Annotated in this window: 19 protein-coding genes and 4 tRNA genes; 12 read left to right on the top strand and 11 right to left on the bottom strand. The window is 56.8% G+C overall.

The genetic code is table 11. The annotated features are described in order from the left end of the window. Positions 1 to 72: 72 nt before the first annotated feature. Positions 73 to 1131 (top strand): FUSC family protein, encoded by a 1059-nt coding sequence (locus tag IM313_RS04760; protein WP_028013755.1) that lies wholly within the window; start codon positions 73 to 75, stop codon positions 1129 to 1131. Positions 1132 to 1289: 158 nt separating this feature from the next. Then, the gene (locus tag IM313_RS04755) at positions 1290 to 1625 is read left to right on the top strand and encodes a DUF496 family protein (protein WP_028013754.1); all 336 of its coding nucleotides are present in this window, start codon (positions 1290 to 1292) and stop codon (positions 1623 to 1625) included. 163 nt (positions 1626 to 1788) lie between these two features. Here IM313_RS04755 and IM313_RS04750 read toward each other — a convergent pair. After that, positions 1789 to 1864: transfer RNA gene (locus IM313_RS04750), tRNA-Asn, on the bottom strand. A 161-nt stretch (positions 1865 to 2025) separates the two neighbouring features. Between IM313_RS04750 and emmdR the strand changes: the two genes are divergently transcribed. Together emmdR and IM313_RS04740 are read left to right on the top strand one after the other, a co-directional pair. Then, positions 2026 to 3480: a multidrug efflux MATE transporter EmmdR gene (gene emmdR / locus IM313_RS04745; RefSeq protein ID WP_120266864.1), complete on the top strand. Its 1455-nt coding sequence runs from the start codon at positions 2026 to 2028 to the stop codon at positions 3478 to 3480. 103 nt (positions 3481 to 3583) lie between these two features. Further along, positions 3584 to 3659: transfer RNA gene (locus IM313_RS04740), tRNA-Asn, on the top strand. A gap of 142 nt (positions 3660 to 3801) precedes the next feature. Here IM313_RS04740 and IM313_RS04735 read toward each other — a convergent pair. The 3 genes from IM313_RS04735 to shiA form a co-directional block, all read right to left on the bottom strand. Further along, positions 3802 to 5568, bottom strand: a complete 1767-nt coding sequence (locus tag IM313_RS04735; protein ID WP_192971371.1) for an aminopeptidase P family protein — start codon at positions 5566 to 5568, stop codon at positions 3802 to 3804. An 18-nt stretch (positions 5569 to 5586) separates the two neighbouring features. Next, positions 5587 to 7041, bottom strand: a complete 1455-nt coding sequence (locus tag IM313_RS04730; protein ID WP_041909184.1) for an AMP nucleosidase — start codon at positions 7039 to 7041, stop codon at positions 5587 to 5589. A 73-nt stretch (positions 7042 to 7114) separates the two neighbouring features. Continuing rightward, positions 7115 to 8431, bottom strand: a complete 1317-nt coding sequence (shiA, locus tag IM313_RS04725; protein WP_045260388.1) for a shikimate transporter — start codon at positions 8429 to 8431, stop codon at positions 7115 to 7117. A 255-nt stretch (positions 8432 to 8686) separates the two neighbouring features. Between shiA and pagP the strand changes: the two genes are divergently transcribed. Then, positions 8687 to 9262 carry a lipid IV(A) palmitoyltransferase PagP gene (gene pagP, locus IM313_RS04720; RefSeq protein ID WP_041909188.1) on the top strand — a complete coding sequence of 192 codons (576 nt, stop codon included), beginning with the start codon at positions 8687 to 8689 and terminating at the stop codon, positions 9260 to 9262. Here the strand turns inward: pagP and IM313_RS04715 are convergent. From IM313_RS04715 to IM313_RS04705, 3 genes are read right to left on the bottom strand one after another with little or no spacing between them, the layout of a single operon-like run. Beyond that, a complete protein-coding gene (locus IM313_RS04715; RefSeq protein ID WP_045629806.1) occupies positions 9259 to 10224 on the bottom strand; it encodes an acyltransferase in 966 nt (321 codons plus the stop codon). The genes pagP and IM313_RS04715 overlap by 4 nt on opposite strands. Further along, a complete protein-coding gene (locus IM313_RS04710) occupies positions 10221 to 13283 on the bottom strand; it encodes an efflux RND transporter permease subunit (protein ID WP_192971372.1) in 3063 nt (1020 codons plus the stop codon). Before IM313_RS04710 ends, IM313_RS04715 begins: the two co-directional genes overlap by 4 nt. Next, on the bottom strand, positions 13283 to 14368 hold the full coding sequence (locus tag IM313_RS04705; protein ID WP_192971373.1) for an efflux RND transporter periplasmic adaptor subunit: 1086 nt from the start codon (positions 14366 to 14368) through the stop codon (positions 13283 to 13285). Before IM313_RS04705 ends, IM313_RS04710 begins: the two co-directional genes overlap by 1 nt. Positions 14369 to 14763: 395 nt before the next feature. On the opposite strand from IM313_RS04705, the gene IM313_RS04700 reads away from it, so the two are divergent. The 3 genes from IM313_RS04700 to ldtA all read left to right on the top strand — a co-directional run bounded on the left by IM313_RS04700 (position 14764) and on the right by ldtA (position 18894). Next, the gene (locus tag IM313_RS04700) at positions 14764 to 15195 is read left to right on the top strand and encodes a universal stress protein (RefSeq protein WP_063154988.1); all 432 of its coding nucleotides are present in this window, start codon (positions 14764 to 14766) and stop codon (positions 15193 to 15195) included. Between the two features lie 47 nt (positions 15196 to 15242). Beyond that, entirely contained in the window at positions 15243 to 17936 is a 2694-nt protein-coding gene (locus IM313_RS04695; RefSeq protein ID WP_192971374.1) for a cation-transporting P-type ATPase, read from the top strand. Between the two features lie 61 nt (positions 17937 to 17997). Continuing rightward, entirely contained in the window at positions 17998 to 18894 is an 897-nt protein-coding gene (ldtA, locus tag IM313_RS04690) for a L,D-transpeptidase (protein WP_192971375.1), read from the top strand. 145 nt (positions 18895 to 19039) lie between these two features. Here the strand turns inward: ldtA and IM313_RS04685 are convergent. Next, positions 19040 to 19115 (bottom strand) — tRNA-Asn (locus IM313_RS04685). Between the two features lie 320 nt (positions 19116 to 19435). Here IM313_RS04685 and nac point away from each other — a divergent pair. Together nac and cbl are read left to right on the top strand one after the other, a co-directional pair. Next, positions 19436 to 20353 carry a nitrogen assimilation transcriptional regulator NAC gene (gene nac, locus IM313_RS04680; protein WP_028013742.1) on the top strand — a complete coding sequence of 306 codons (918 nt, stop codon included), beginning with the start codon at positions 19436 to 19438 and terminating at the stop codon, positions 20351 to 20353. Positions 20354 to 20449: 96 nt separating this feature from the next. After that, on the top strand, positions 20450 to 21400 hold the full coding sequence (cbl, locus tag IM313_RS04675) for an HTH-type transcriptional regulator Cbl (RefSeq protein ID WP_192972127.1): 951 nt from the start codon (positions 20450 to 20452) through the stop codon (positions 21398 to 21400). Positions 21401 to 21448: 48 nt separating this feature from the next. Here the strand turns inward: cbl and IM313_RS04670 are convergent, their stop codons facing one another. Continuing rightward, positions 21449 to 22369 (bottom strand): LysR family transcriptional regulator, encoded by a 921-nt coding sequence (locus tag IM313_RS04670; protein ID WP_192972128.1) that lies wholly within the window; start codon positions 22367 to 22369, stop codon positions 21449 to 21451. A gap of 141 nt (positions 22370 to 22510) precedes the next feature. Between IM313_RS04670 and IM313_RS04665 the strand changes: the two genes are divergently transcribed. Together IM313_RS04665 and IM313_RS04660 are read left to right on the top strand one after the other, a co-directional pair. Continuing rightward, complete coding sequence (locus IM313_RS04665; protein WP_192972129.1) at positions 22511 to 22900, top strand: RidA family protein; 390 nt, start codon at positions 22511 to 22513, stop codon at positions 22898 to 22900. Between the two features lie 48 nt (positions 22901 to 22948). Continuing rightward, complete coding sequence (locus IM313_RS04660) at positions 22949 to 23908, top strand: zinc-binding alcohol dehydrogenase family protein (RefSeq protein ID WP_192972130.1); 960 nt, start codon at positions 22949 to 22951, stop codon at positions 23906 to 23908. Between the two features lie 92 nt (positions 23909 to 24000). On the opposite strand, the gene IM313_RS04655 is transcribed toward IM313_RS04660, so the two are convergent. Beyond that, a tRNA-Asn gene (locus IM313_RS04655) sits at positions 24001 to 24076 on the bottom strand. Positions 24077 to 24240: 164 nt separating this feature from the next. Continuing rightward, positions 24241 to 26430, bottom strand: coding sequence for a TonB-dependent siderophore receptor (locus IM313_RS04650; protein WP_192971729.1), 2190 nt, complete (start codon positions 26428 to 26430; stop codon positions 24241 to 24243). Positions 26431 to 26437: the final 7 nt, after the last annotated feature.

The following is a 26437-nucleotide window of genomic DNA, read 5'->3' as shown; positions in this document are numbered from 1 at the left end:
TTCAGCCGGGAGCGATCCGCCCGGCTGAAAACACAGTACAATTGTGATTTGCCGTGTTGCTGGAGAGCGGGTGTGCGTCCCGACAAATCATTAACCCCTTTTGAAATTCGCTTATATAAACATTACCGCGTGGTGCACGGGTGTCGCATCGCGCTGGCGTTCGTGTTGACCTTTGTACTGGTCAGGTTGCTGGATATACCGGAAGGAACGTGGCCGCTGATCACGTTGGTGGTGGTGATGGGGCCAATCTCATTTTGGGGAAACGTTGTCCCGCGCGCCTTCGAGCGGATAGGTGGTACCGTGCTTGGCTCTGCTCTGGGGCTGATTGCCCTGAAGCTTGAGCTCATCTCATTTCCAGTGATGCTGGCATGGTGCGGTGCCGCCATGTTCCTGTGCGGCTGGCTGGCGCTGGGCAAACGGCCTTATCAGGCGCTGCTGATTGGTATCACTCTCGCGGTCGTGGTCGGCGCGCCAGCAGGGGATATGACCACGGCGATGTGGCGAAGCGGGGATGTTATTCTGGGCTCGCTGCTCGCCATGCTGTTTACCGGCATCTGGCCGCAGCGGGCTTTTCTGCACTGGCGTATCCAGATGGCTAACTACGTCACGGCGTTTAACCGCGTTTACCAGGCGGGGTTTTCACCGAATCTGGTTGAGCGTCCCCGGCTGGAAAAGCATCTGCAAACCATCCTCAACGACGTGGTCAAAATGCGCGGCCTGATAGTACCAGCCAGTAAAGAGACCCATATTCAGAAAGCGATTTTCGAAGCTATCCAGACGGTCAGCCGCAATCTGGTGTGCATGCTTGAACTGCAAATCAATGCGCACTGGGCCACGCGTCCCAGCCATCTGTTGATGCTTAACGCCCAGACCCTCAAAGAGACGCAGATGATGACGCAGCAGACCCTGCTGACCATCGCCCATGCGCTCTATGAAGGCAACCCGCAGCCCGTGCTGGCGAACAGCGAGCGGCTCAATGAAATCGTGGCGGAACTGAAGCAGTTAATCAACGAGCGGCAGGGCGATAACGTGGCGGAAACGCCCATTCACGGCTATGTCTGGCTGAGCCTGGAGCTAGCGCGACAGCTTGAGCTGCTATCGCACCTGATTTGTCGGGCGCTGCGCAAATAAAACGCGGATGTGACGCCTGCTGCTTCGATTCAGCAGCAATTGGGGTTATGATAGCTTTAAACGATATAGCCATTGTCATTCGCAGCCGCTGTCAGTAAGGTTATTGTTACAACGGTTGCTTTAACGAATCCGAATCTCACATTATCAGGGGTGTAAAAATGGAAACTATCAAGCCTTCGTTCCAGGATGTTCTGGAATTCGTCCGCCTGTTCCGCCGCAAAAACAAACTGCAGCGTGAAATCCAGGACGTTGAGAAGAAGATCCGTGACAACCAGAAACGTGTTCTGCTGCTCGACAACCTTAGCGACTACATCAAGCCGGGCATGAGCGTTGAAGCTATTCAGGGCATCATCGCCAGCATGAAGAGCGACTATGAAGACCGCGTTGATGATTACATCATCAAAAATGCCGAGCTGTCCAAAGAGCGTCGCGACATCTCTAAAAAGCTGAAAGTGATGGGCGAAATCAAAAACGCCGAAGCTAAAAGCGAATAATCGCAGCGAATTGTGAAAAAGGCTCTCTGGTGACAGGGAGCCTTTTTTATTTGACGATCAACGGTCCGCTGATTTGTAGGTCGGGTCAGGCGCAGCCACCAGCCGACAATTCTACCCGACGCAGAAAAGCAAAAAGCCTGCTACAAAGCAGGCTTTTTAAATTTGGCTCCTCTGACTGGACTCGAACCAGTGACATACGGATTAACAGTCCGCCGTTCTACCGACTGAACTACAGAGGAATCGTTGTGGAGGCTTATCTTAGCGGCGAAAAAACTTTTGTCAAACCTGATCTTAGGGAAAATCGACTGATTGCCGATTCTGTCGTCAGTTTGTTGTAAATACACACATCTTTTTCAGGAAAATACTTTGCAGGATTAGCATTTCTCCCCCATCATTTGAAATGGAGTTTCAACTATTCTCGCTAAGGTCCATTTTGAACGTCACTGCCCCTCTGCGCCAGGCGATCGTGCGCACGCCATGGTACGCAAAACGTAAAAGCTATCGTGTTCTGTTCTGGCGTGAAATCACCCCTCTTGCCGTGCCTATTTTCCTGGAAAATACCTGCGTTCTGCTGATGGGAGTGCTGAGCACCTTCCTGGTAAGCTGGCTGGGGAAAGAGGCGATGGCGGGGGTCGGGCTGGCAGACAGCTTTAACATGGTGGTGATGTCATTCTTTGCCGCCATCGATCTCGGGACGACGGTTGTGGTGGCCTTTAGTCTCGGCAAGCTGGATCCCAAACGCGCGCGCGAGGCTGCACGTCAGTCGCTGATGATCATGACCCTCTTTTCGATTGTTCTGGCGGCGGTGATCCACTATTTCGGTAAAGAGATTATCGATTTTGTCGCCGGGGAAGCCACGAACGAGGTGAAGGAACTGGCGCTGACCTATCTCGAAATGACCGTCTTAAGCTATCCGGCGGCGGCCATCGCGTTGATTGGCAGCGGCGCGCTGCGCGGGGCAGGTAACACCAAAATCCCGCTGTTGATCAACGGTGGGATGAATATCCTGAATATCATCATCAGCAGCGTGCTGATCTACGGCGCGTTCTCGTGGGATGGTCTGGGGTTCGTCGGGGCCGGGCTGGGATTAACCATATCACGCTATATCGGTGCGGCGGCCATCATCGGGGTGCTGATGACGGGGATTACCCCCTCGCTGCGTCTTACGCTTAAGAGCTATTTCCGGCCCTTTAATTTCGCCATTATCTGGGAAGTGATGGGGATTGGTATTCCCGCGAGCATTGAATCCGTGTTGTTCAACGGCGGGAAGCTGCTCACGCAGATGTTTGTCGCCGGAATGGGCACCGACGTTATCGCCGGTAACTTTATCGCCTTCTCCATCGCCTCGCTGATTAACCTGCCGGGTAACGCCCTAGGGTCGGCATCAACCATCATCACGGGTAAACGGCTCGGGAAAGGGCAGATAGGCCAGGCGGAGCGGCAGCTGCGCCATGTGTTCTGGCTGTCGACGATTGGGCTGACGCTGATCGCCTGGGGCACAGCGCCGTTTGCCGGGCTGATGGCCGCGTTCTATACCCACGAAGATGACGTGAAAGAGGTGGTGAAGATCCTTATCTGGCTCAACGCCGCCTTTATGCCCATCTGGGCGGCATCCTGGGTGTTACCTGCCGGGCTGAAAGGGGCGCGCGATGCCCGTTTTGCCATGTGGGTGTCCATGCTTGGCATGTGGGGGTGTCGCGTTGTGGCGGGCTATACGCTGGGCGTGGTGCTGGGCTGGGGCGTGGTGGGCGTCTGGCTGGGGATGTTCCTGGACTGGGCCGTACGCGGGGCGCTGTTCTACTGGCGCATGGTCAGCGGGCGCTGGCTGTGGAAATATCCGCGACAAAATGCCTGACAATTGCGCGAAATGGAGAATAATTCGGCAAACGATCGGAAATATGCATTCTGCCTTTGACATCATGGGGGAGCATCGATAATATGCGCCCCGTTCACACGATTCCTCTGTAGTTCAGTCGGTAGAACGGCGGACTGTTAATCCGTATGTCACTGGTTCGAGTCCAGTCAGAGGAGCCAAATTTAAAAAGCCTGCTTTTGAAGCAGGCTTTTTGCTTTTCTGCGTCAGGTAAATGCAAAACGGCAACCTTGTTGCCGTTTTTAGTGTTTTCACCCTCTCCCACGGGAGAGGGATGGGGTGAGGGCATCAGACCGCACGAAATTACACACGAACCGGCGCCGTCGCCGCCTCCAGCCACGAACGCGCCTCGCTATTCACCAGCGGCGTCAGCGCCTCACGTACCTGCTGATGATACTCATCCAGCCACTGCTTTTCCTGCTCGCTCAACAGATCCAGCTCGACCTGGCTTAAATCAATCGGGATCAGCGTCAGAGAAGCAAACTTGCAGAACCCCGGACGGCTCTCCACTATCTCCACCTGGTTTTCAATGCGAATACCGTGGCTATCGCCCAGATAGTATCCCGGTTCAATCGTCATGATATTGCCTGCCACCAGCGGCCACGGGTTGACCTTTTTGGCGATGCGATGCGGGTTTTCGTGGATCAGAAGCTGGTGGCCCACGCCGTGCCCGGTACCGTGATCGTAATCCAGCCCCATCTCCCACAGCGGACGACGCGCGAAAGCATCCAGCTGGTGCCCCTGCGTACCGGAAGGGAACTGCAGGGTAATCAGCGATAGAAAACCCCTCAGCACGGCGGTGTAGTGCAGACGCTGCTGCGAGGGGACATTACCCCACGCCAGCGTGCGCGTGGCATCGGTGGTGCCGTTAGCGTACTGACCGCCCGAATCGTTCAGGTAAAAATGGTTATGGCCGAGGGGCTTGTTGCTGGCCTCGCTTGAATGATAGTGGCACATCGCCGCATTGCTCGAAGAGGCGGAAATGGTCGCGAAACTCTGCTCAATAAAACCGGGCTGCTGTTTGCGAAATGCCAGCTGCTGCGCCTGCACTTCCAGCTCCGTTAGCGGTTGTCCCGCCGCCGCACGCAGCGGCACTTCGCGGCTCAGCCAGGCCAGGAAGTTGACCCACGCGGCGCCGTCCTGGAGATGGCACTCGCGATACCCTGCCAGCTCGACCGGGTTTTTGGTAGCCTTAATGAGGGTAATGGGATCGGTTCGCCAGACAATTTCACCGCGCGGTTCAATGGCAAAGCGCAGGGCCACCGGCGCGGAGTCGGCATCAACCATCACCCGCTTCCCTTCAGCAAGTTGCTGACAGCGCTCAATAAAAGTGTTCTGTGGCGCAATCGTGAAGGCGTTCAGAACTGCATCAGGGAGTTCTGCGAGCTTATTGTCGTTAACAAACCACTCAACGCGGCCGTCGCGACCGAGCAGGGCAAATGAGAGCGGTACCGGACTGGTGGGGATATCTGAGCCGCGCACGTTGAGCATCCACGCAATGTTATCCGGCAGCGTAACGGCCAGGTAGTCAGCGTTGTTCGCGGCCAGCACGGCGGCAACGCGCTGACGTTTGTCTTCGCTGCTTTCACCGCTTATCGCAACCGGCATCTCACGGATAAGCCCCGCCGGTGCGGCAGGGCGATCGGTCCATAAGGCGTCAAACGGTGACGCGTTCAGCGGCACGAGCGTGCACGGTGTGGCAGACAGCTGCGTAAACTCGGTATTCGTCATCAGCATTGGGTCAAAACCAATGCGCGTGCCCGCCGCGACGTTTGCCGTCAGCCAGTCTGCCAGCGGCTCGTTGTGCAGATGGTGGATCTCAACCTCATCCATATTCACCTGAACGCGGGCCTGCACCTGATAGCGCCCGTCGACGAACAGCAGCGCTTTATCCCTCAGTACCAGCGCGACGCCAGCAGAGCCGTTAAAGCCTGTCAGCCAGGCCAGCTTTTCGTCGTTCGACGCGCAATTCTCGCTTTGCCAGGCATCGGTGCGCGGAACGATCATCCCGTCGAGGCTGTTTTCCTGAAGCCACTGACGCAGGGCAGAGAGCGGAGTAGGGGTGTGCATGGTTTTTCCTTATTGTTATTAGCGGAACGGCGGCTCGTTGAAGGTGCGCAGCTTGCGCGAATGCAGTCGGTCGCCTTCCGCCCGCAGCAGGTCGATGGCGCGAATGCCGATCTGCAAATGTTCGGAAATCGCCCCTTCATAGAAACGGTTGGCCTGACCCGGCAGCTTAATTTCGCCGTGCAGCGGCTTATCGGACACGCACAGCAGCGTGCCGTAAGGAACGCGGAAGCGATACCCCTGGGCGGCGATGGTGGCGCTCTCCATATCAATCGCCACCGCTCGGCTCAGGTTGAAGCGCAGCGCGGAGGCGGAGTAACGCAACTCCCAGTTGCGGTCATCCGTTGTCACCACCGTACCGGTACGCAGGCGCTGCTTCACCTCTTCACCCGGCATGCCGCTCACCTCTTTGGTGGCGTCATACAGCGCGCGCTGTACTTCGGCGATGCTCGGGATTGGGATATCCGGCGGCAGTACCGCATCCAGCACGTGGTCGTCGCGCAGATAGGCGTGGGCCAGCACGTAATCGCCAATCAGCTGGCTTTCGCGCAGGCCGCCGCAGTGGCCAATCATCAGCCACACGTCGGGGCGCAGCACCGCCAGATGGTCACAGATGGTTTTGGCGTTCGACGGGCCGACGCCGATGTTGATCAGGGTGATCCCCTGACCGTCGGCGGTGATCAGGTGCCAGGCGGGCATCTGGTGTTTTTTCCACGCCAGATCGGAGATGGCCTGCTCGGGCGCTTCGGTCTCGGCGGTGATCCAGATCCCGCCCGCGCAGGAGAGGGCGATATATGGACTGTCCGGATCAAGGATCTGGCTACAGCCCCAGCGAACGAACTCGTCCACGTAGCGGGTGTAGTTGGTAAACAGCACAAACGGCTGGAAATGCTCGGCGGGCGTGCCGGTGTAGTGGCGCAGGCGCGCCAGGGAGAAATCCACCCGACGGGCGTCAAAGTGCGACAGGGGGGAAAACTCTGCCGGGTGATAAATCCCGTCAGCCGTCTCATCGCCAATCTGTGACAGCTCGGTCGTTGGGAAGTGGCGGGTCAGTCCCGCGCTCATGGAGCGGTCAAGAGTTAGCGCCGAACCGTCAATCACGTACGGGTACGGGATCTCATGCTGTGAAGGCTCCACGGCAATGTGCGCGCCGTAATCCTGATACAACAGCGTTAGCTGCTCTTCCAGATAGGGGCGGAACAGTGCAGGGCGGGTGACGGTGGTGCTGTAGCAGCCGGAGTGGGTAAAACGGGCGTAGGCGCGGGTTTTCGGCGTCGTGCTTGCGCTGCCGTCCCAGGTCACAGAGAGCGATGGATAAACAAAAAGGCCTTCGTTTCTGGCCTTTTGATCGGGAAGTTTCCCCGTTTCGATGTATTCGCTGATGGCGCTGCGCAGCGCGTTGACGGACTGTTCATACAGCGCGTCGAGTTTTTCCAGCGCCTGAGCCGGGGTCAGGCTGGAGCCCTTATTATTCATCTCTGTCTCCTTGTTCCACAGGTGTGCGACTCTATCCGATAGTATGTCACACGCCTGTGAAACAAAAGGGAGATCAGCGGTGGCTCGTCTCTTTCATCAGAAGCGCCGTCGCTGCCGACAGCAGGCAGCCGGCCAGCAGATAAATCGCCACGCTGTGCCAGTTACCGCCGGAGAAGGTCACCAGCGCGGCGGCAATAAACGGCGTAAACCCGCCGCCGACCACGCTTGCCACCTGGTAGCCCACGCCCGCGCCGCTGTAGCGGTAGCTGGCGCCGAACAGTTCGGTAAACATCGGCTGCTGCACGCAGACCACCATATCGTGAGCGATGTTGGCGAGCATAATGGCGAAGAAGACAATCCAGAACACAGACTGCGCCTCCAGCGCCATAAAGAACGGCCAGGCGCTGAGGGTGCCAATCAGCGCGCCGGTGATGTAGACGCGGCGGCGACCAAACCGGTCCGCCAGCCAGGCGAAGCAGGGGATGGTCAGACAGCTGATCCCGCCGACCAGCAGGCCGATATTCAGGAACAGTTCGCGCGGCAGGCCGAGGTTCTGCGTCGAGTAGTTCAGCGCAAACGCGGTAACGATATACATCGTCAGCAGTTCGCACAGGCGCAGGGCGATGATTTTCAGAAAAGCGCCAGGGTGCCGAATCAGTGCTTCCATCACCGGCAGCCGTTTTTTGACGGACGGCTCCTCACGCTGTTGCTGTTCGAACTCTGCCGACTCATCCATCCCGTTGCGGATCCACAGCGCGGCAATCACCAGCACGATGCTGAAGATAAAAGGGATGCGCCAGCCCCAGCTCAGAAACTGCGCGTCGGTGGTGAGCTGGCTGATTAACGATACCAGCCCGGTGGAAAGCAACAGCCCGACGCCGTACCCGACCTGCACGCCGCTGCTGTAAAACGCTTTCTTGTTTTTTGGCGCGCTCTCAACGGATAACAGCGCCGCGCCGCCCCATTCGCCGCCCACGGCGAAGCCCTGAATGGCGCGTAATGTCACCAGCAGCACAGGCGCCCACCAGCCAATAGCGGAAAACGAAGGAAGAATGCCAATCAGCGCGGTGGCGATCCCCATCATCCAGACGGTAAGCATCAGCATCCGCTTGCGGCCAAGCCGGTCGCCGAAGTGGCCGAAAATCACCCCGCCCAGCGGGCGAAACAGAAAGCCGACGCCGAAGGTGGCAAACGCGGCAAGCGTGCCCATCGCGGGGCTAACCTGGGGAAAAAACTCGCGGTTAAACACCAGCGCGGCGGTAATGCCGTAAAGCAGAAAATCATACCAGTCGACGACGGCACCCGCGAAGCTGCCGAGTGCAGCGCGGCGGGCGCGATTGAGCGAAGGTGTCTCCTCGTTGGGACGATCGGAGATGAGGGTGGAGTCCATAGTTATCCTGTCCGTACTGTTTTTTATTATTGGTATAAGAAAATGTCACTCACATAGCTGCCGTCATATAAACGGAACCTATGAGACTACCGCGACAAAACGCCTGAGAAAACGTTTTTATCTTTCCGGAAGGCGCTGAATAAATAAATTTCATTTTCCCCTGCCTCGAGATAAATCAGTCTGTTTGGCTCCGGTTCGTGCTGAATGGATTACAGTAATAGATACCGCTGCGTGACTAAAGCTGAGGGAAAAACGATGCAACGTAACTTTTCGGCATTCTGGATGGTCCTGTTTTTATTCGCCGCACCGCTTCATGCCGAGCCGAAAGTCTATGGCGAACAGCGTATTAGCGGCTGGTGGAATGCGCTGACGGATGATATCTCCCAGACCTGGGAAGAGCCGCAACGTTACGATTTGTACCTGCCGTTTCTGAGCTGGCACGCCCGCTTTATGTACGACAAAGAAAAAACCGACGAGTACAACGAAATGCCGTGGGGCGGCGGCCTGGGCGTGTCCCGCTATAACGAAGAGGGCAACTGGAGCGCGCTTTTCGCAATGATGTTCAAGGACTCGCACAACGAATGGCAGCCCGCGATGGGCTATGGCTGGGAGAAGGGCTGGTATCTGGATAATGCCAAAGATTTCCGCCTTGGGCTCGGTGCCGCCGCGGGCATCACGGCGCGAGATGATTTTGCAAACTATGTGCCTCTGCCGTTCATCTTCCCGCTGTTTTCAGCTGGCTATAAGCGCGTTACCGTCCAGTTCACCTATATTCCCGGAACGTATAACAACGGCAACGTGCTCTTTGCCTGGCTGCGCTTAGGCTTTTAAAGGGTGATCACCTTTTTTGCCACGGCGTTAGACAATACCAGCATGGAGAAGAGAACAGAGGTGACGAACGTAAGCACAATCAGCGCCAGCTTCATGCCGAGAGAGGTCACCGGTATCAGCGCCGTCAGCAGATGAAACACCGAGTAATGCACAATATACACGCCGGTCATCGTTTTGCTGATGGCGGCCAGAATGGACTCCTTTAATTCAGCATTGCGGCGAAAGCGAACGCCGTTCGCCGCAATCACCAGGGCAATAATCAGGATGTAGATCTGCGAGCCGGTGAGAATAAAGGCGTTTCTGTCGGCCTTAAACAGGGCAAAAAAGAAGTGGCGCTCGTAAAACCAGGTGAAGAGATAGATAAACGGGATGGCGACAACCGCCGCCCGGACCACATTTTTGCGGCTTATCCACTCAGCGACTTTTGGGTCGCAGAAGAGCTGCCCGGTCAGATAAAACAGCAGCCATGTCCACAGCCGATACTGCGGCGAAAGCGAAAGGACGTGCGTTTCAGGATAAAGCGCTGATAGTAGATCGTATCCGTAGGAAAAGCACAGCAGAGCAGCAATCGCGCCGCAGAACAGCGATCTCCGCTGGCTAAGCCACTCCACCGCCGGGTGGAAGGTGTAAATCACGACAAAGGCGAACACGAACCAGGGCTGAATTAAATACCCGCGCTGATAAGGCTCCCAGAGGTAGTAGATCGTTATCCAGAACAGAAAAACAATCACCAGACTTTTTATTTTACCCAGCTGCCAGCGTGTACCGTGCCGGGATTGCCCGTCGAGATAGCCCGACACCACAAAAAACAGCGGCGTGGCGATGGTCGAGATAAAGGTTAAAAAGCCCAGGATCCAGTGATAGTCATAGTCATAATGATCCCAGGTATTGTAGATGGTGAAGAAGGTGACCGCCGTCATACAGCCCAGCGTCTTGATAATGTTCAGCCCTGTCGCATTCATTGTTGTTTGGCTTCGTCCTTACGATGGAAACACGCATAGATCACGGGGAGTACCAGCAGCGTCAGGATTGTAGCAAACCCCAGTCCAAACATAATCACAACGGCCATGCTCTGGAAGAAAACATCCAGCAGCAGCGGTGCCAGGCCAAGTACGGTCGTGAACGCGGTGAGCAGGATAGGGCGCAGGCGCGAGGTGGCGGCATAAACGATCGCGCTGTGCTGATCCTTGTGCGTTTTCTGCTGTTCAATCTCTTCCACCAGCACGATGCCGTTGCGGATGAGCATTCCGCTCAGGCTCAGCAGACCAATCAGCGCCATAAAGCCAAAGGGAATGCCGGTAATTAAAAATCCTGGCGTGACGCCAATCAACGCCAGCGGTACGGTCAGCCAGATCGCGACGGCATTTTTTACCGAGCTGAACATCAGCACCGTAATAACAAACATCACCAGATACCCGAGAGGTAGCGTAGTGAACAGCCCTTGCTGCGCTTCGCTGGAGTTTTCCGCGTCGCCCCCCCACTCGATGCTGTAGCCGTGTGGCAGGGGAAGGGCATCCACCTGCGGCTTCACGCGGGCGAGAATATCACCGGAGGTTTGCTGGCTCAGCGGGTCCGGATCCGTCTGAACCGTTAGTACCCGCGAGCGGTCGCGTCGAAGGATGAGCGGATCTTCCCACTCCAGCGTGAAGCTGCTGACGACGTTACTTAGCGGGATATACTGCTGCCGCGCCTGGCTCCACACCAGCACGTTGTTCAGGTGGCTGGCGTCCAGCCTTTCGCTTTCCGGGGGCCTCACCACCACGGGCAGCAGGTCACTGCCTTCCCGATACAGCCCCGCCCGGCTGCCGGAGAAATTCATCTCCAGCGCGTTGTCGACGTCCTGCTTATCCACGCCAAGCTCACGTCCCAGCGCGGCGACGTACTGCGGACGGATCACTTTGCTGCGGTTTTGCCAGTCGTTTCGGACGCTCCCCGTGGCCGGGTCGCGCGCCAGGATATCGTCCACCTGGCTGGCAATCAGACGCAGCCTGTCAGGATCCGGGCCTTTAATGCGCACTTCAATGGCGCTGTCGCCGGAGGGCCCAAACATCACCCGTTTCGTGCTGGCGTTGACCTGCGGGTAGTTACGCGCGATGTACTCATCCACGTAGCGCGTCAGCGCGGAGATGCTGCGCTGGTCATCCATACGCACCATGATCTGCGCGTAGTTGCTGTACTGCCGCTGTCCGCTGTAGGTCAGAATAAAGCGCATGCTCCCCTGACCGATGGTCGAGACGGTGGTTTCCACGCCGGGCCGTCCCTTGATGGTTTTCTCAATATCGCCGGTCATTTTCTCGGTCCATTTGATATCTGTCCCGTAAGGTAACCAGAGGTCGACAAAGAAAATCGGCGTATTGGACGACGGGAAAAAGTTTTGCCGCACCGCGCCAAACCCCCAGACAGACGCGGCCAGCAGGGCGGCCATCACTACCAGCGTCGGCGTTTTATGGTGCAGCAGTGCGTTCAGCAGGTGCTGGTAGAGGCGGTAGAGACGTTTGTCGTAAGGATCTGACTCGTCAGTAGTGTCCGGCGCGCTGTCGTTTTTAAACAACCACCACTTAATCAGCACCGGGGTGAGGGTGAGCGCCGAGAACCAGCTCAGCATCAGGGAAATCAGCAGCACCTGGAACAGAGATTTACAGTATTCCCCGGTGGAATCCTGCGATAGCCCGATAGGGGCAAACGCAAGGATGGCGATCACCGTCGCCCCCAGCAGCGGCAGGGCGGAGCGGCGGATGATGTTGTTTACGGCGGTTAACAGCGGGGAGCCCTGCTGCCGGGCAATCAACACCCCTTCGACAATCACGATGGCGTTATCCACCAGCATGCTGAGGGCGATAATCAGCGCCCCGAGCGAGATGCGCTGTAGCTCAATGCCACACAGATACATAATCAGCAGCGTGCCCAGCACGTTAAGGGCGAGAGAAACCGCGATGATGATCCCGCTGCGTACCCCCATAAAGATCAGCAGCACGCCGATGACAATCGCCAGCGCCATCAGGAAGTTAATAATAAAACCGTTAACAGAATGGCCCACTTCGGCTGCCTGATCGTAAAACAGATCTATCTGTATGCCTGCCGGTTTTTCCGCCGACATCTGGTTTAGCTTCGCCTCCAGCGCGTGGCCCACGTCGATCACGTTCACGCCGGGAATAAACGAGACGCCCATGGTAACGGCTTTTTTGCCGTTGGCATGGTAGATACTGGCGGGCGATTCGTTCAGCCCGCGCGACAGCGTGGCGATATCCCGCAGGCGCGTCGCCGCCCCGGTGCCGGAAGGCGTGATGATGAGATCCGCCAGTTCATCGAGATTCTCGAACTCACCGGTCGGGTGCAGACGAATGGATTCGCTGCCGGAGGTGATTTCTCCGGCGCTGGAAACGACGTTGAGCCTGCTGAGCAGGGCGGAAAGCTGGTTCAGCGTAATGCCGCGCGCGGCCATTTTGGTCAGGGAAATATCGATGTTGACCTGTTGGCTAATGGCCCCGCCGATGGCGACCTTCGCGACGCCGGGAACCAGAATCAACGCGCGGCGCAGCTGCTCTGCATATCTCACCAGTTCAGGATTACTGAATTCATCCCCGGAAACGGCGAAGAAGAAGCCGAATACGTCGCCGAAATCGTCATTCACAAAGGGCGTGACGACGCCGGGCGGGAACTGACGCGAGGCATCGCCCACGCGGCGGCGCAGCTCATCCCAAATCTGCGGCAGTTCGTTCGAGTGATAGCGTGAAGCGATATTGACGGTGATTTGCGACAGCCCGTTTGAAGAGATGGAGCTTACGTTGTCCAGATAAGGCAGCTGCTGAAGGGCATTCTCCAGCGGCAGCGTCACCTCTTCTTCAACCTGCTGAGCGGATGCGCCGGGGTAGTGGGTAACCACCACAGCGGTTTTGATGGTAAAGGCGGGATCTTCCAGCCTGCCGATATTCAACAGGGCGAAAATCCCCCCAATGCCCAGCAGCAGAATCGTTAGCCAGACGCGAACCGGGTTATTAATAAATTGACGAGTGATATCCATTACAGTCCCCGCTCACGCGTCCAGATACGCACCGGCTGGTTAGCATGGAGCTCTCCCACGCCTGCGGCCACCACGCGCTCGCCCGCCTTAAGCCCGCTGGTGATCGTCACGCCTTCGGTTATCACTTGCCCCACGCTGACCTTGCGGTCTTCAAGATGGAGCGTGTCGCCTTCTCCCGCCACAACCCAGACGTGCGGCTCATTGCGTGGGCTGTTGTCCGGGTTAAAGACGGCCTCAACCGGTACAACCAGCGCCTGAGCGCCCGCGCCAGCCGGGAGGTTGGTTAAATTGATGGTAACCGTACCGCTTACGCCACCGACGGCGGGAAAATCCTCTGGTCGCGGCATGGTCAGTATCACCTGCCAGGTCAGGGTATTACTGTCGCTGCTGCCCGAGTGCTCTTTGTAGACGGCGGTAAATTCCCGATCCGGAATGGCGTTAATTCTCACGACCGGACGATACTGCGCGTTGCGGATATCAAAGGTCTTAAACAGGTTTTCAGGGATGCTGAATACCACGTCAAGCAGATCGGTGCGGGTTAACGTCGCGATGGGCTGACCGGCAGACACCACCTGATGGTTTCGGACATGTACGCTGGCCGCCGTCCCGCTGAAGGGGGCGACGAGCGTCATCTGATTCAACTCTTCTCGGGCAATCTGCAGCGCCGCATTCGCCGAATCGCGGTTCGCACGCTGCACGTCCATTTCGGCTTTCGAAATCGCCTGGCGGCCCGCCAGCGTCTGGAAGCGATCGAACTGCCTCTGGGCCAGCGTCGCCGCCGTCTGCCTGTCGTTAACCCGCTGCTGGGCTTCACGGGTGTTCAATCTTGCAAGCTGTTGGCCCTGCTTGATGGCTGCGCCCTGACGCACATCGAGCGCTTCAATTTGACCAGCGCGCTTGAAGGAAAGGTCTGTGGCATCGCCCGATTCAATGCGGGCGGGAAAAACGCGCTGCTGGGCATGACCGGGAACCGTCACCTCCGCCACTTTAACCATTCTGGGCAGGGGGGAGGCTTGTTCAGGTTTAGGATCGCACGCCGTGAGCGTTAACAAAACGAACGGTAAAAGAGAGAGGTAGCGGTTCACTGTATTCCCCTAATAAATAACTGTTTTATTTATTCCATAACCTGGACAGGGGTGACACTATTCTGCCAGAACAGTGACGACCATATAGGTAAATAAACCAATCGCCGTGCTGGCGATAATGGCAAGCGCAATAAACATACCCAGTCGGATCAGGCTTATGCCATACATACATTCCTCCATGAGCCGGAAGCGGTAACTCACTATGAGCATAGTCGGCGAAAAGATAAATGTTAAATAACCATTAGCAGTGGGGACGCGCTAAACCTGAAATTCCTGTGCTACGTTTAATATTATTCATCTCTTTTACCGTAACTGGCATTAAGGGCAACCCCCTGCATTTAATGCGTTTTTTTGCTTCATTCACTCTCATGTTGGTTATAAAAAGGATGCTCGATATGTATAAAAATATTCTCGTTCCGGTGGATGTCTATGAGACAAGCCTGGCGGATAAAGCGTTGCAGCATGCACATTTTCTGGCGCAAAGCGCATTGGGTGACATTCATTTGCTGCACGTCATGCCAAAATTTTCAGCCGAGCTGACGCGCGGTTTTATTTCAGATGCGCGAAAGATGGATGAATATATGATTAATAATTCAAAAGAAAAACTGTCTGACCTGGTCAAAAAATTGAATTTGCCAGAAGAGCGCGTTCACCTCCATGTTCGCAGCGGAAATGTTCGTGATGAGGTTATTAAGCTGGCGGATGAACTTGCTGCTGGCGCGATTATCGTCGGCTCCCGCAATCCAAATATTCAAACCCATTTGTTAGGATCGGAGGCGGCAAGTATTGTCCGTTACGCCCATGTTCCTGTTTTCGTTATTCGTTAATTTCATGAAAGCAAGGTGATTTCTGAATAGAACCTGAGGAAGTAACAATGAAAACAGGAAAACCTGAACGTCCGTATTATCAACAAACCGTTGATGAAACCCTGTCGAATATCCACTCCACTCTGGAAGGACTTAGTGGCACTGAGGCATCAGCCCGACTTCAGCAGCATGGTGAGAATGCGTTACCGCAAAAAAAGGGCAAACCCGCCTGGCTGCGCTTCCTGGCGCATTTTAACGATGTACTGATTTACGTTCTGCTGGTGGCCGCGTTGCTTAAGCTCTTTATGGGCCACTGGGTAGACATGTTTGTGATCCTTGGGGTTGCCATCATTAACGCGCTGATCGGCCATATCCAGGAGAGCAATGCTGAAAAATCGTTGCAGAGTATTCGCAATATGCTCTCCAGCGAAGCCGTGGTGGTACGACAGGGGAATCATGAAACGATCCCCACTACGGCGCTGGTCCCGGGCGATATCGTGGTGATCCGCGCCGGGGATCGTATCCCTGCGGACCTGCGCGTGATTGAGGCGCATAACCTTCGCGTGGAGGAGGCCATCCTGACTGGCGAATCCACCGTTGTTGAGAAAAACAGCGATGCGTTAAGCGGGGAACTGCCCTTAGGCGATCGCTATAATCTGCTCTACTCAGGCACCACCGTCAGCTCCGGCGGCGGTAAAGGCGTGGTGGTGGCAACCGGGGGCGAGACCGAGCTTGGCCACATCAATCAGATGATGTCCGACATTGAAAAGCACCGCACGCCGCTGATGGTGCAGATGGACAAGCTCGGTAAGACCATCTTCATCACTATCCTGGTGATGATGGTAGCGCTGTTCGTCTTTAGCTTCCTGTTCCGGGATATGCCGGTTTCTGAACTGGTGCTGTCGCTTATCAGCCTCGCCGTTGCCGCCGTGCCGGAAGGCCTGCCGGCCATCATTTCCATCATCCTTTCGCTTGGCGTACAGGCCATGGCGCGTCGCAAGGCCATTATTCGCAAGTTGCCCACGGTGGAAACCCTGGGCGCAATGACGGTCATCTGCTCGGATAAAACCGGCACCCTGACGATGAATGAAATGACGGTCAAAGCGGTGATTACCGCTGACACGACCTATCGCGTGGAGGGCGACAGCTACGAACCGGTGGGGAATATTCACCCCGTAGATGACCCGACGCCCGTCAGCGTGACGCAGGGTTCCCTGCTGGAACGCTACCTGCGCACCATTGACCTCTGTAATGACAGCCAGCTGATCAAAGACGAGCAGGGGCTGTGGAAAATCACCGGAGGACCCACCGAGGGCGCCCTGAAGGTGCTGGCGGCGAAAATCCCGCTCCCACCGCTTGAGACGGAAATGCGCAGTAAAATCCCGTTTGATTCGCAGTATAAATACATGTCCACGCTCTACCGACTGGGTGAAGAAGAGGCGATTTTAATCACCGGCGCGCCGGACGTCCTGTTCCGCCTCTGCCAGTACCAGCAGACGAATGACGGACTGCAGCCGTTCGATCAACCTTACTGGGAAGGGAAGATTGAAGAGTATGCCCGGGAAGGGCTGCGCATGGTGGCGGCGGCCTGGAAACCTGCCCGCGAGGGACAGCGCGAGCTGGATCACCCGGACCTCCATGATGGCGTGATCCTGCTGGGTATTGCAGGAATGATGGATCCGCCGCGTCCGGAGGCCATTACCGCGATTGCCAACTGTCTGCAGGCCGGAATTCGCGTGAAAATGATCACCGGCGACCACCCGCAAACGGCCATGAGCATCGGGCAAATGCTGGGGATTGGTAACGCCGCAAGCGCGATCACCGGACGCGAGCTGGAGGCAATGGACGACCGTCAGCTGAGCGACGCCGCGCAGCAGTACGATATTTTCGCCCGAACCAGCCCGGAGGATAAATTCCGCCTCGTGCAGGCCCTGCAAAGTAAACAGGAAGTGGTGGGCATGACCGGGGATGGCGTAAACGATGCCCCGGCGCTCAAGCGGGCGGATGTGGGTATCGCCATGGGAATTAAGGGGACTGAGGTCACCAAGGAAGCCGCCGACATGGTGTTAACGGATGACAACTTTGCCACCATTGCCAGTGCGGTCCACGAGGGACGGCGGGTTTACGATAACCTGAAAAAAACGATTCTGTTCGTTATCCCGAGCAACATCGCGCAGGCCCTGCTGATCATCATCGCGCTGCTGGCGGGGAATCTGATTCCGCTGACGCCGGTCCTGATCCTGTGGATGAACATGGCGACGTCGGCAACCCTGTCGTTTGGCCTGGCGTTTGAAGCGGGTGAGAAAGACATCATGAACCGGCCACCGCGCAAGGCGAATCTGCATGTGATGGACGGCTACGCTATCTGGCGCGTGGTGTTTGTCGGTCTGATGATTGCCATTAGCGCCTTCGTGCTGGAAGCCTGGCTACAGCCGCGCGGCTACTCGGCGGAATTCATCCGCACCGTGCTGCTGCAAACCCTGGTGACCGCGCAGTGGTTCTACATGCTCAACTGTCGCGTTAATGACGGCTTCTCGCTGAGCAAAGGTCTGCTGGCGAATAAAGGGATTTGGATCGTGAGCGGCGTACTGCTGGCGCTACAGCTTCTTATCATTTACGCCCCGTTCATGCAGATGCTGTTTGGCACCGAAGCGCTGCCGTTCCGCTACTGGGTCATTACCTTCCTGATTGGTTTTGTGATGTTCCTTATTGTCGAGGCGGAAAAAGTGCTGACGCGCAGATGGCGTAAAATCGAAGCGTAATAGCGTAAACTGAGAAAGCCTGCCTGAGTCCAGGCTTTCTCTTTTGTGAGCACAGGAAATTATGATGCGACTTACCTGGTTCGTCCTTACGCTGTGTGCCGCTGTTCCCAGTGCGTTTGCCGTAACCTATACCCTGCCGCCGGAAGGCAGTCGGCTGGTGGGAACCCCGATTACCATCACCGTTCCCGAGCGCAATACGTTACCGCTTGAGGCCTTTGCTGCACAGCACGGGCTGGGGCTCAGCAATATGCTGGAAGCGAACCCGGGCGTGGATCCTTTTTTGCCCAAATCCGGCACCCGGCTGGTCATTCCTCAGCAGCTGATTTTACCCGACACCGTGCGCGAGGGGATTGTCGTTAACGTGGCGGAAATGCGTCTTTACTATTACCCGCCGGGCAGCAATACCGTCGAAGTACTGCCCATCGGCATCGGTCAGGCCGGTCGCGAAACCCCGCGTAACTGGGTCACGGCGGTTGAGCGCAAGCAGGAGGGCCCCACCTGGTCACCTACGCCGAACACGCGTCGTGCCTATGCGGCAGAGGGGAAAACGCTGCCCGCCTTCGTGCCCGCCGGGCCGGATAACCCGATGGGGTTGTATGCGATATATATCGGCAGGCTATATGCCATACACGGCACAAACTCCAATTTCGGCATTGGGCTGCGGGTGAGCCAGGGCTGTATTCGTCTGCGTAACAACGACATTAAATATCTTTTCGATAATGTCCCCGTGGGCACCCGCGTGCAGCTTATCGATCGCCCCGTTAAGGTGACCACGGAGCCGGACGGCAGCCGCTGGGTGGAGATTCACGAACCGCTGTCACGTAACCGGGCGGAATTTGAATCGAGCCGGAAAGTGCCTCTGCCCATCTCCGCCGCACAGCAGACACAGTTGATAAACGAGGGGGCGGGCGCTGAACTGGAACGGCGGTCGGGGATGCCGATTAAAATCGGCATGTGAAGGCATAGTGCGGGCTGGTGCCCTCACCCCAACCCTCTCCCACGGGAGAGGGGGAACACACTAAAAACGGCAACCCAGTTGCCGTTTTGCATTTACCTTGCGCAGAAAAGCAAAAAGCCTGCTTTAAAAGCAGGCTTTTCAAATTTGGCTCCTCTGACTGGACTCGAACCAGTGACATACGGATTAACAGTCCGCCGTTCTACCGACTGAACTACAGAGGAATCGTGTGAACGGGGCGCATATTATCGACCTGCGTTCGCCTTGTCAAAGGGTGGATCAACGCCTTTTGATCGTTTGCTGACAAAATCGGCAAAATGATGTTTTTGACAGCGGAATGCACCGTAATGGTGCGGATATACCTCTAATGGGGCAGATCGTAAACTGCTGTTTCAGTAATAAATCCCCCCTCCATGATTAGGTTTCCTTATTTTCAGGCGCTTAGCGCCCGATTCAGACCGTACGGTAAAAGTGGCATTCATATTGCAAAACCTGTTCAACAACGACAGCCGGTTCCGGCAATGCATTTCGAACAGGGGGCAAAATGAATTTAAGACGACTGAAATACTTCGTAAAAATCGTCGATATCGGCAGCCTGACTCAAGCGGCAGAAGTGCTGCACATCGCGCAGCCTGCGCTGAGCCAGCAGGTGGCTACTCTGGAAGGCGAGATGGATCAGCAGTTACTGATCCGCACCAAACGCGGCGTCACGCCAACGGAAGCAGGCAAGATCCTGTATACCCATGCCCGCACTATCCTGCGTCAGTGTGAACAGGCGCAGCTGGCGGTGAACAACGTGGGCCAGACCCTGAGCGGGCACGTTTCTATCGGGCTGGCGCCGGGAACGGCGGCGTCCTCTATTACGATGCCGCTTCTGCAGGCCGTCCGCGCTGAGCTTCCGGAAGTGCTTGTCTATCTGCATGAAAACAGTGGCTCTGTACTGAATGACAAGCTGCTCAACGGCCAGCTGGACATGGCGGTCCTTTACGATCGCTCCCCGGTTGCCGGGATCACCAGCCAGCCGCTGCTGAAAGAAGATCTCTACCTCGTGGGTACCCGCGACTGTCCGGGCCAGAGCGTCGATCTTACCGCCGTGGCAGAGATGAACCTCTATCTGCCGCGCGACTACAGCGCCGTGCGCGTGCGTGTGGACGAAGCGTTCTCCCTGCGCCGCCTGACGGCCAAAATCATCGGCGAAATCGACTCAATCTCCACGCTTACCGCGGCCATTGCCAGCGGAATGGGTGTCACCGTACTGCCGGAATCCGCCGCGCGCTCGCTGTGCGGTGCGGCAAACGGCTGGATGGCGCGGATCACCACGCCTTCGATGAGCCTGCCGCTGTCGCTGAACATGTCCGCTCGCGGCTCGCTTTCGCCGCAGGCGCAGGCGGTAAAAGAGATTTTGATGTCGCTGGTCAGCAAGCCATCGCTTGAGAACCGTGAACTCCAGCTCGTGAGCTGATATTCCAGAAAAGCATAAGATGCTGGTTTTTATTATTTGTTCTGCAGCTCGGCTGACTCTAACAATAGAGCTATGTCAGATGCGCCGGAGTGAATCGTGAATTTCCAGCAACTTAAAATTATCCGTGAGGCGGCCAGGCGGGACTACAACCTGACCGAGGTCGCCAATATGCTTTATACCTCTCAGTCCGGCGTCAGCCGCCATATCCGCGAGCTGGAAGAGGAGCTGGGCATAGAGATCTTTATTCGTCGCGGCAAGCGGCTGCTCGGCATGACGGAGCCGGGTAAAGCATTGCTCACCATCGCGGAGCGGATCCTCAACGAGGCCAGCAACGTGCGTCGCCTGGCGGATCTCTTCACCAACGATGCCTCCGGCGTGCTCACCATCGCCACCACCCACACCCAGGCGCGCTACAGCCTGCCGCCGGTAATCAAAGCCTTCCGCGAACTTTTCCCAGACGTCCGTCTGGAGCTTATCCAGGGCACGCCGCAGGAAATTGAAGGGCTGCTGCAAAACGGTGGGGCAGATATCGGCATTGCCAGCGAGCGATTGAGCAACGACCCGCTGCTGGTGGCCTTTCCCTGGTTCCGCTGGTACCACAGCCTGTTGCTCCCGATCGATCATCCGTTGAATCAGGTTTCACCGCTGACGCTGGAAGCGATCGCGAAATGGCCGCTGATTACGTATCGCCAGGGCATAACCGGACGCTCGCGCATAGACGAGGCCTTCAACCGTAAAGGATTAACGCCGGACATCGTGCTGAGCGCGCAGGACTCTGACGTGATCAAAACCTACGTCGAGCTGGGTCTGGGCATTGGCCTGGTGGCGGAACAGTCCAGCGGAGAACGCGAAGACGGGAACCTGGTGCGCCTGGATACGCGGCATCTGTTTGACGCCAATACAGTGTGGCTGGGCCTGAAGCGCGGGCAGCTGCAGCGCAACTATGTGTGGCGCTTTATCGAGCTGTGCAATGCCGGGCTGTCGGTGGACGAGATCAAACGCCAGGTAATGGAGCCGGAAGAAGTGGCGATTGATTATCAGATTTAGGTTCGGGCTTGCCAGGTAGCGCTGCCGAATCAGGGGGCAGGGATGTCGTCACTTATTGTAAGTTGTGGGGACATGCCGCTGCATCAACTCAACGATCCAGTCAATAAAAACGCGCAGTTTAGCGTTGACATGGCGGTTAGGCGGGAATGCCAGGTACAGGGGCATTGGAGCAATACGCCAGCGTTCAAATAGAGGAATCAAGGCACCGCGAGCCTGATGTGCTGCCGCCATATAGACCGGCAGCGCAATCACGCCTAATCCCGCTAGTCCAGCTTCGAGGTAAGCATTGCCATCATCCACAGCAAGCACATAGTTGCCCGTAATTTCAATACGTTCACTCTCACCGTGCAGCACCAGAGGATCAATCTTACCGGTGCATGAGGACAAGAATCCCACGATGCGATGGTCCGTGTTTTCCAGCTCTCGCGGATGCGCGGGGGCGCCGAGGCGTTCCACATAACTCGGTGCGACGTAAACACCGATTTGCAAATCGCCAACATGGCGCGCGATCAGTGACTGGTCATTGATTTCGCCACCCCGCAGGACGCAATCCACGTTGTCGCCGATCAGATCCACCACCCGGTCACTCACGCCCATGTCGAACTGGATATCAGGGTAGCGCGCGTGAAAAGCCGGTAGCGCGGGCACCAGCACAAGGCGGGCGAGAGGAGTGGGCACATCCACCCTTAACCGTCCCCTGGGCGTCATCGCCGCACTGGACAGGCTGTTTTCTGCATCTTCCATGTCCGCCAGCAGGCGGATAACGCGCTCGTAGTAGACCGCGCCATCGGGAGTGACGCCGAGCCTGCGGGTGGTGCGATGGAGCAGCTTGACGCGCAGGCGCGCTTCCAGCTGCTGAATAAGCTGCGTCACCGTGGTTTTGCTCATATGGAGCGTTTGGGCAGCCTTTGTGAAGCTGCCTGCCTCCACCACGCGAGCAAAGGCGCGCATCGCATCAAAACGATCCATCCCATGTCCTCTCTTTTCACCGATTGTTTGGATATTACAAACAATGATGGACAAAGTCGCCTGTTTATCCCTCTGCTTCAGCAGCTGTAAAGTCTCTTTACGTTCACCGGGCAGAGTTCGCCCCATTACAAAGGTACAAATATGACAACACGCGAAGCCGTTTTTCCCTTCGGGCGCCAGGCGCTCTATGAGCGCAATCGCTATTCACCCGCCATCAAATCTAATGGCTTCTTGTTTGTTTCGGGGCAGGTGGGTAGCCGGGAAGATGGTTCGCCTAAAGAGGATATAAAAGCGCAGATCCGTCTGGCGTTTGATAACCTTAATGCTGTTCTCACGGCTGCGGGCTGCACGTTCGATGACGTGGTTGACGTTACCCTTTTTGTTGTCGATCCCGAGTCAAACCTCGACGCTATCTGGAGTGTCCTGCCAGAATATTGGGGGGAAGCACCTTATCCGACGCTGACCGGGATCGGCGTGACGTGGCTGTACGGATTCCAGTTTGAGATAAAGGTGATTGCCAGGCTACCCTGAGCGTTACGGATCTTTCCGACGGTCAAAAGGCAAGTCAGAGGAAAATTTATGAAGGCAGCGGTTTATGACGAGGAAGGCGCTCCCGGCGTCCTGCAATATGTCGATGTTCCGGATCCGGTCGCAGGACCTGACGATGTGCTGATTTCAGTCGAGGCTATCTCGATTGAAGGGGGAGATCTGATCAACCGACGTTCAACTCCGCCGCCTTTTCCTTCATGGATCGTTGGCTACGCGGCCGCGGGGACGGTGGTTGCCGTCGGGTCGAAAGTCCGTAGCCGCAAGGTTGGAGACAGAGTGACTGCTTTTAGCATGCAGGGATCGCATGCGGAACGTTGGGCTGTGCCTGCGGAACGAACCTGGCTTATACCAGACGGAGTGGATGCAGCAGAAGCGGCGGTGGTACCGATCTCCTTTGGAACAGCATATCACTGCCTCTTCACACGAGGCATGCTCCGGCACGGAGAAACCGTTCTGATTCAGGCTGCAGCGGGTGGCGTGGGGCTCGCGGCCGTTCAGCTTGCCTCACAAGCTGGCGCGACGGTCATCGCCGTGGCAAGCGGAACGCAGCGAAAAAACCGTTTGCTGGAACTGGGGGCCGATCATGTTGTGGATCGTGTAGAGAATAACGTCGTGGAGAGTGTCCGACAGGTCACTCGTGGCACCGGTGTTAACCTCGTCATCGATCCGGTAGGGACGACGTTGCCTGCGTCGCTTTCTGCACTCGCGCCGGAAGGGCGTCTCGTTTTCGTCGGTAATGCGGGCGGTGGCAGCCTGACAGCCGACTTATGGCCGGCAATGCAGTCTAACCAGACGCTCATGGGGGTATTCATGGGCCCCCTTTTTGAAAGGCCTGAGGTTCGGGCAAGCGTGGACGAGATGTTGCAGGCTGTAGCGGCAGGGCGCATCAGGGTTGTCATTGATCGAATCTTCCCCCTGGCTAACGCCGCCGCGGCCCATGAATACGCCGAGACAGCGAAACCGCTTGGCCGTATTGTTATGAAGCCATGATGGGGGGACCTCAACCTGGCTCCGAAATTCTCCCGATGCGGAGGGGAAAATGAAAAGCAAAAAGCCTGCTTCAAAAGCAGGCTTTTCAAATTTGGCTCCTCTGACTGGACTCGAACCAGTGACATACGGATTAACAGTCCGCCGTTCTACCGACTGAACTACAGAGGAATCGTGTGAACGAGGCGCATATTATCGACCTCGGTACGCCTTGTCAAAGGGTGAAAACGCGCTTTTTGTTCGTTTGCCGACTATTTCAGCAAATCGCTGATTTTATAGCAAATTTGCGTTGAAATTACACAACGAAATGCGCCGCCCGCAGGCGGCGCGAAGGATCAGAACAGCACGGAGTAGTTCAGACCAAACGTACGTCCGCGGCCTTTATAGGTGTACAGGCCCGGTGCACCGTAGGTTGGGCTATACAGTCCCGGTGCGCGCTGGCCCCAGGCGGTGGTGTAGTCTTTGTCCAGCAGGTTTTCCACGCTGAAGCTGACTTTCCCCACCGGCAGGGCGTAGCTGCCCAGGAAATCTACCGTGTTATAGCCATCGATCTTCTTGCCGTCAGCGTCAGACACGTCAAAGGTCTGCGTGCTCTGCACGCGCAGGGTCCAGTCGCCCGGCGCCCAGTTGACCCATGTGCTGGCTTTCGACGGGCTGGCGCTGTCGACCGTCAGCTTCTCCCACTTACCGTTTTCGCGGGTTTCAGACTTGATGGCGTTAAAGTTCGCGCCGGTGCTCCAGTCGCTGTCGGTGAAGAAATAGTCCACCTGGCCTTCAATCCCGTAGATACGACGCTTGTCGTCTTCCAGGTTGATGGTCATATCCGTCTTGTTGATGGTGATGGTTTTATCCGAGAGCGAGTAATACGCCGCTACCTGCGTGCGCAGGTTGTCACCAGTGTAGCGCCAGCCCAGCTCGTAGGCATTGACCTTGATGCCGTCGAGCGTTGAGTCGTTGACGTTCACGCTGTTCAGCAGGCGATAGTGGCCGTTGCTGAGTTGGTAGGTGCCGGAGCCGTAGTACTTCGCCAGGTCAGGAATTTCAAAGCCCTGGGAGAAGTTAAACCACAGCTGCTGCTGTTCGGTCAGACGACCGAGGATCCCGGCGTTAAACAGGAAGTTGCTGTAATCGGTTTTCCCGCCCGGCACCGCGTCGGCGGAGGTGGCTTTCCCGGTGGCGATGGCTTGCTGCTGGGCGTAGCCAACAAAATCATCCACCTTGTTTTCGGTGTACTGGTAGCGCACGCCGCCGCTCAGGGTGATGGCGTCAATGTCATAGCTCGCCTGCAGGAACGGAGCGAGATTGGTGATGCTGTAGCCAGGATAACGGCCCACGTTGTAGGCGTTGTCCAGCTCCATGCCGCCGCTCGCCGCCGCTTTGCTCAGGTCAAAGAACTGCTGGTTGGCGTCGAACGTTTCGTGGTCGGCATCGACACCCCAGGTCAGCGTCAAATCGTCCACCGGCTTGCTGTTCAGCGTCAGCTTGCCGCCGTAAAAATCGGTTTTCTGCTGCGACGCGCCGATGCTGCTCACCACGCCTTTGGTCAGGGTCGGGAACGGGTAGTAGGTCAGGCTCTCGTCACGGTAGTAAATCTGCGCGACCAGATCCTGGCCCCAGAAATCAGTATTGGAGTACTGCAGGTTAATCAGATGGCGCTCGGTGCCCGGCACGCGGTCAGAGTCGAGATTATCCTTGTTGTACGCGGTGGCATCGCCCGTTACCGCCGAGAAGTTCTTCCCGAGATACAGCCCATGCTTGCCGTCGGACTCGCTCTTGTAGTACTGGGTAGTGAGCTGCAACTGCTGGTGATCGTCGATGTTGAGGGTGCCTGTTCCCATCACATCAATACGGTCGGAATACTGTAGGCCGGTCTGGGTGTTATCGATGATCACCTCATCGCCGTTGCCGTCATACCAGCCGCCGTAGCGCTGATACGACACCGACAGACGACCGGAGGCGTTGTCGTTGCCGCCGCTGACCGCAGCCGACACGTTCTCATCGTGGTCGTTGTGGCTGTTAAACCCACTTTTTGCTCCGGTCTGGAACTCAACTTCGGTCTCCGGCTGGCCCTTTTTGGTGACGATGTTCACCAGGCCGCCGGTGCTGCCGCCGCCGTACAGTGACGTGGCGCCGGAGATGACTTCGATGCGGTCAATGTTGAACGGGTCGATGGAGTCGAGCTGGCGGCTGTCGCTGCGGGACGAGTTCAGGCGCACGCCGTCCACCATCACCATCATGGAGCGGCCGCGCAGGTTCATGCCGTAGTTGGTACGCCCCTGGCTGCTGACGTCCATACCCGGGATCAGCTGCGCCAGCACCTCTTTAATCTCTTTCCCGCCCTGAACCTGCTGCTCGATCTCAGAGCGTTCAATGACCCAGGTGGTCTGCGCCATCTCGGCCACGCTGCGGTGCGCGCGGCTGGCAGAGACCACGATATTTTCTTCCTTTTGTTCTTCCGCCCACGCAGAGGTAGAAAGCATTGCAAGCAAGCAAGGATTTAAAACCCAAAGATGAGAACGTTTCATTGTTATG

Source organism: Enterobacter cloacae complex sp. P2B (genome assembly GCF_014895985.1).
Lineage (GTDB): Bacteria > Pseudomonadota > Gammaproteobacteria > Enterobacterales > Enterobacteriaceae > Enterobacter > Enterobacter bugandensis.
The sequence above is the reverse complement of the archived record's forward strand: the minus strand, read 5'-3'. Positions and strand labels throughout refer to the sequence as shown.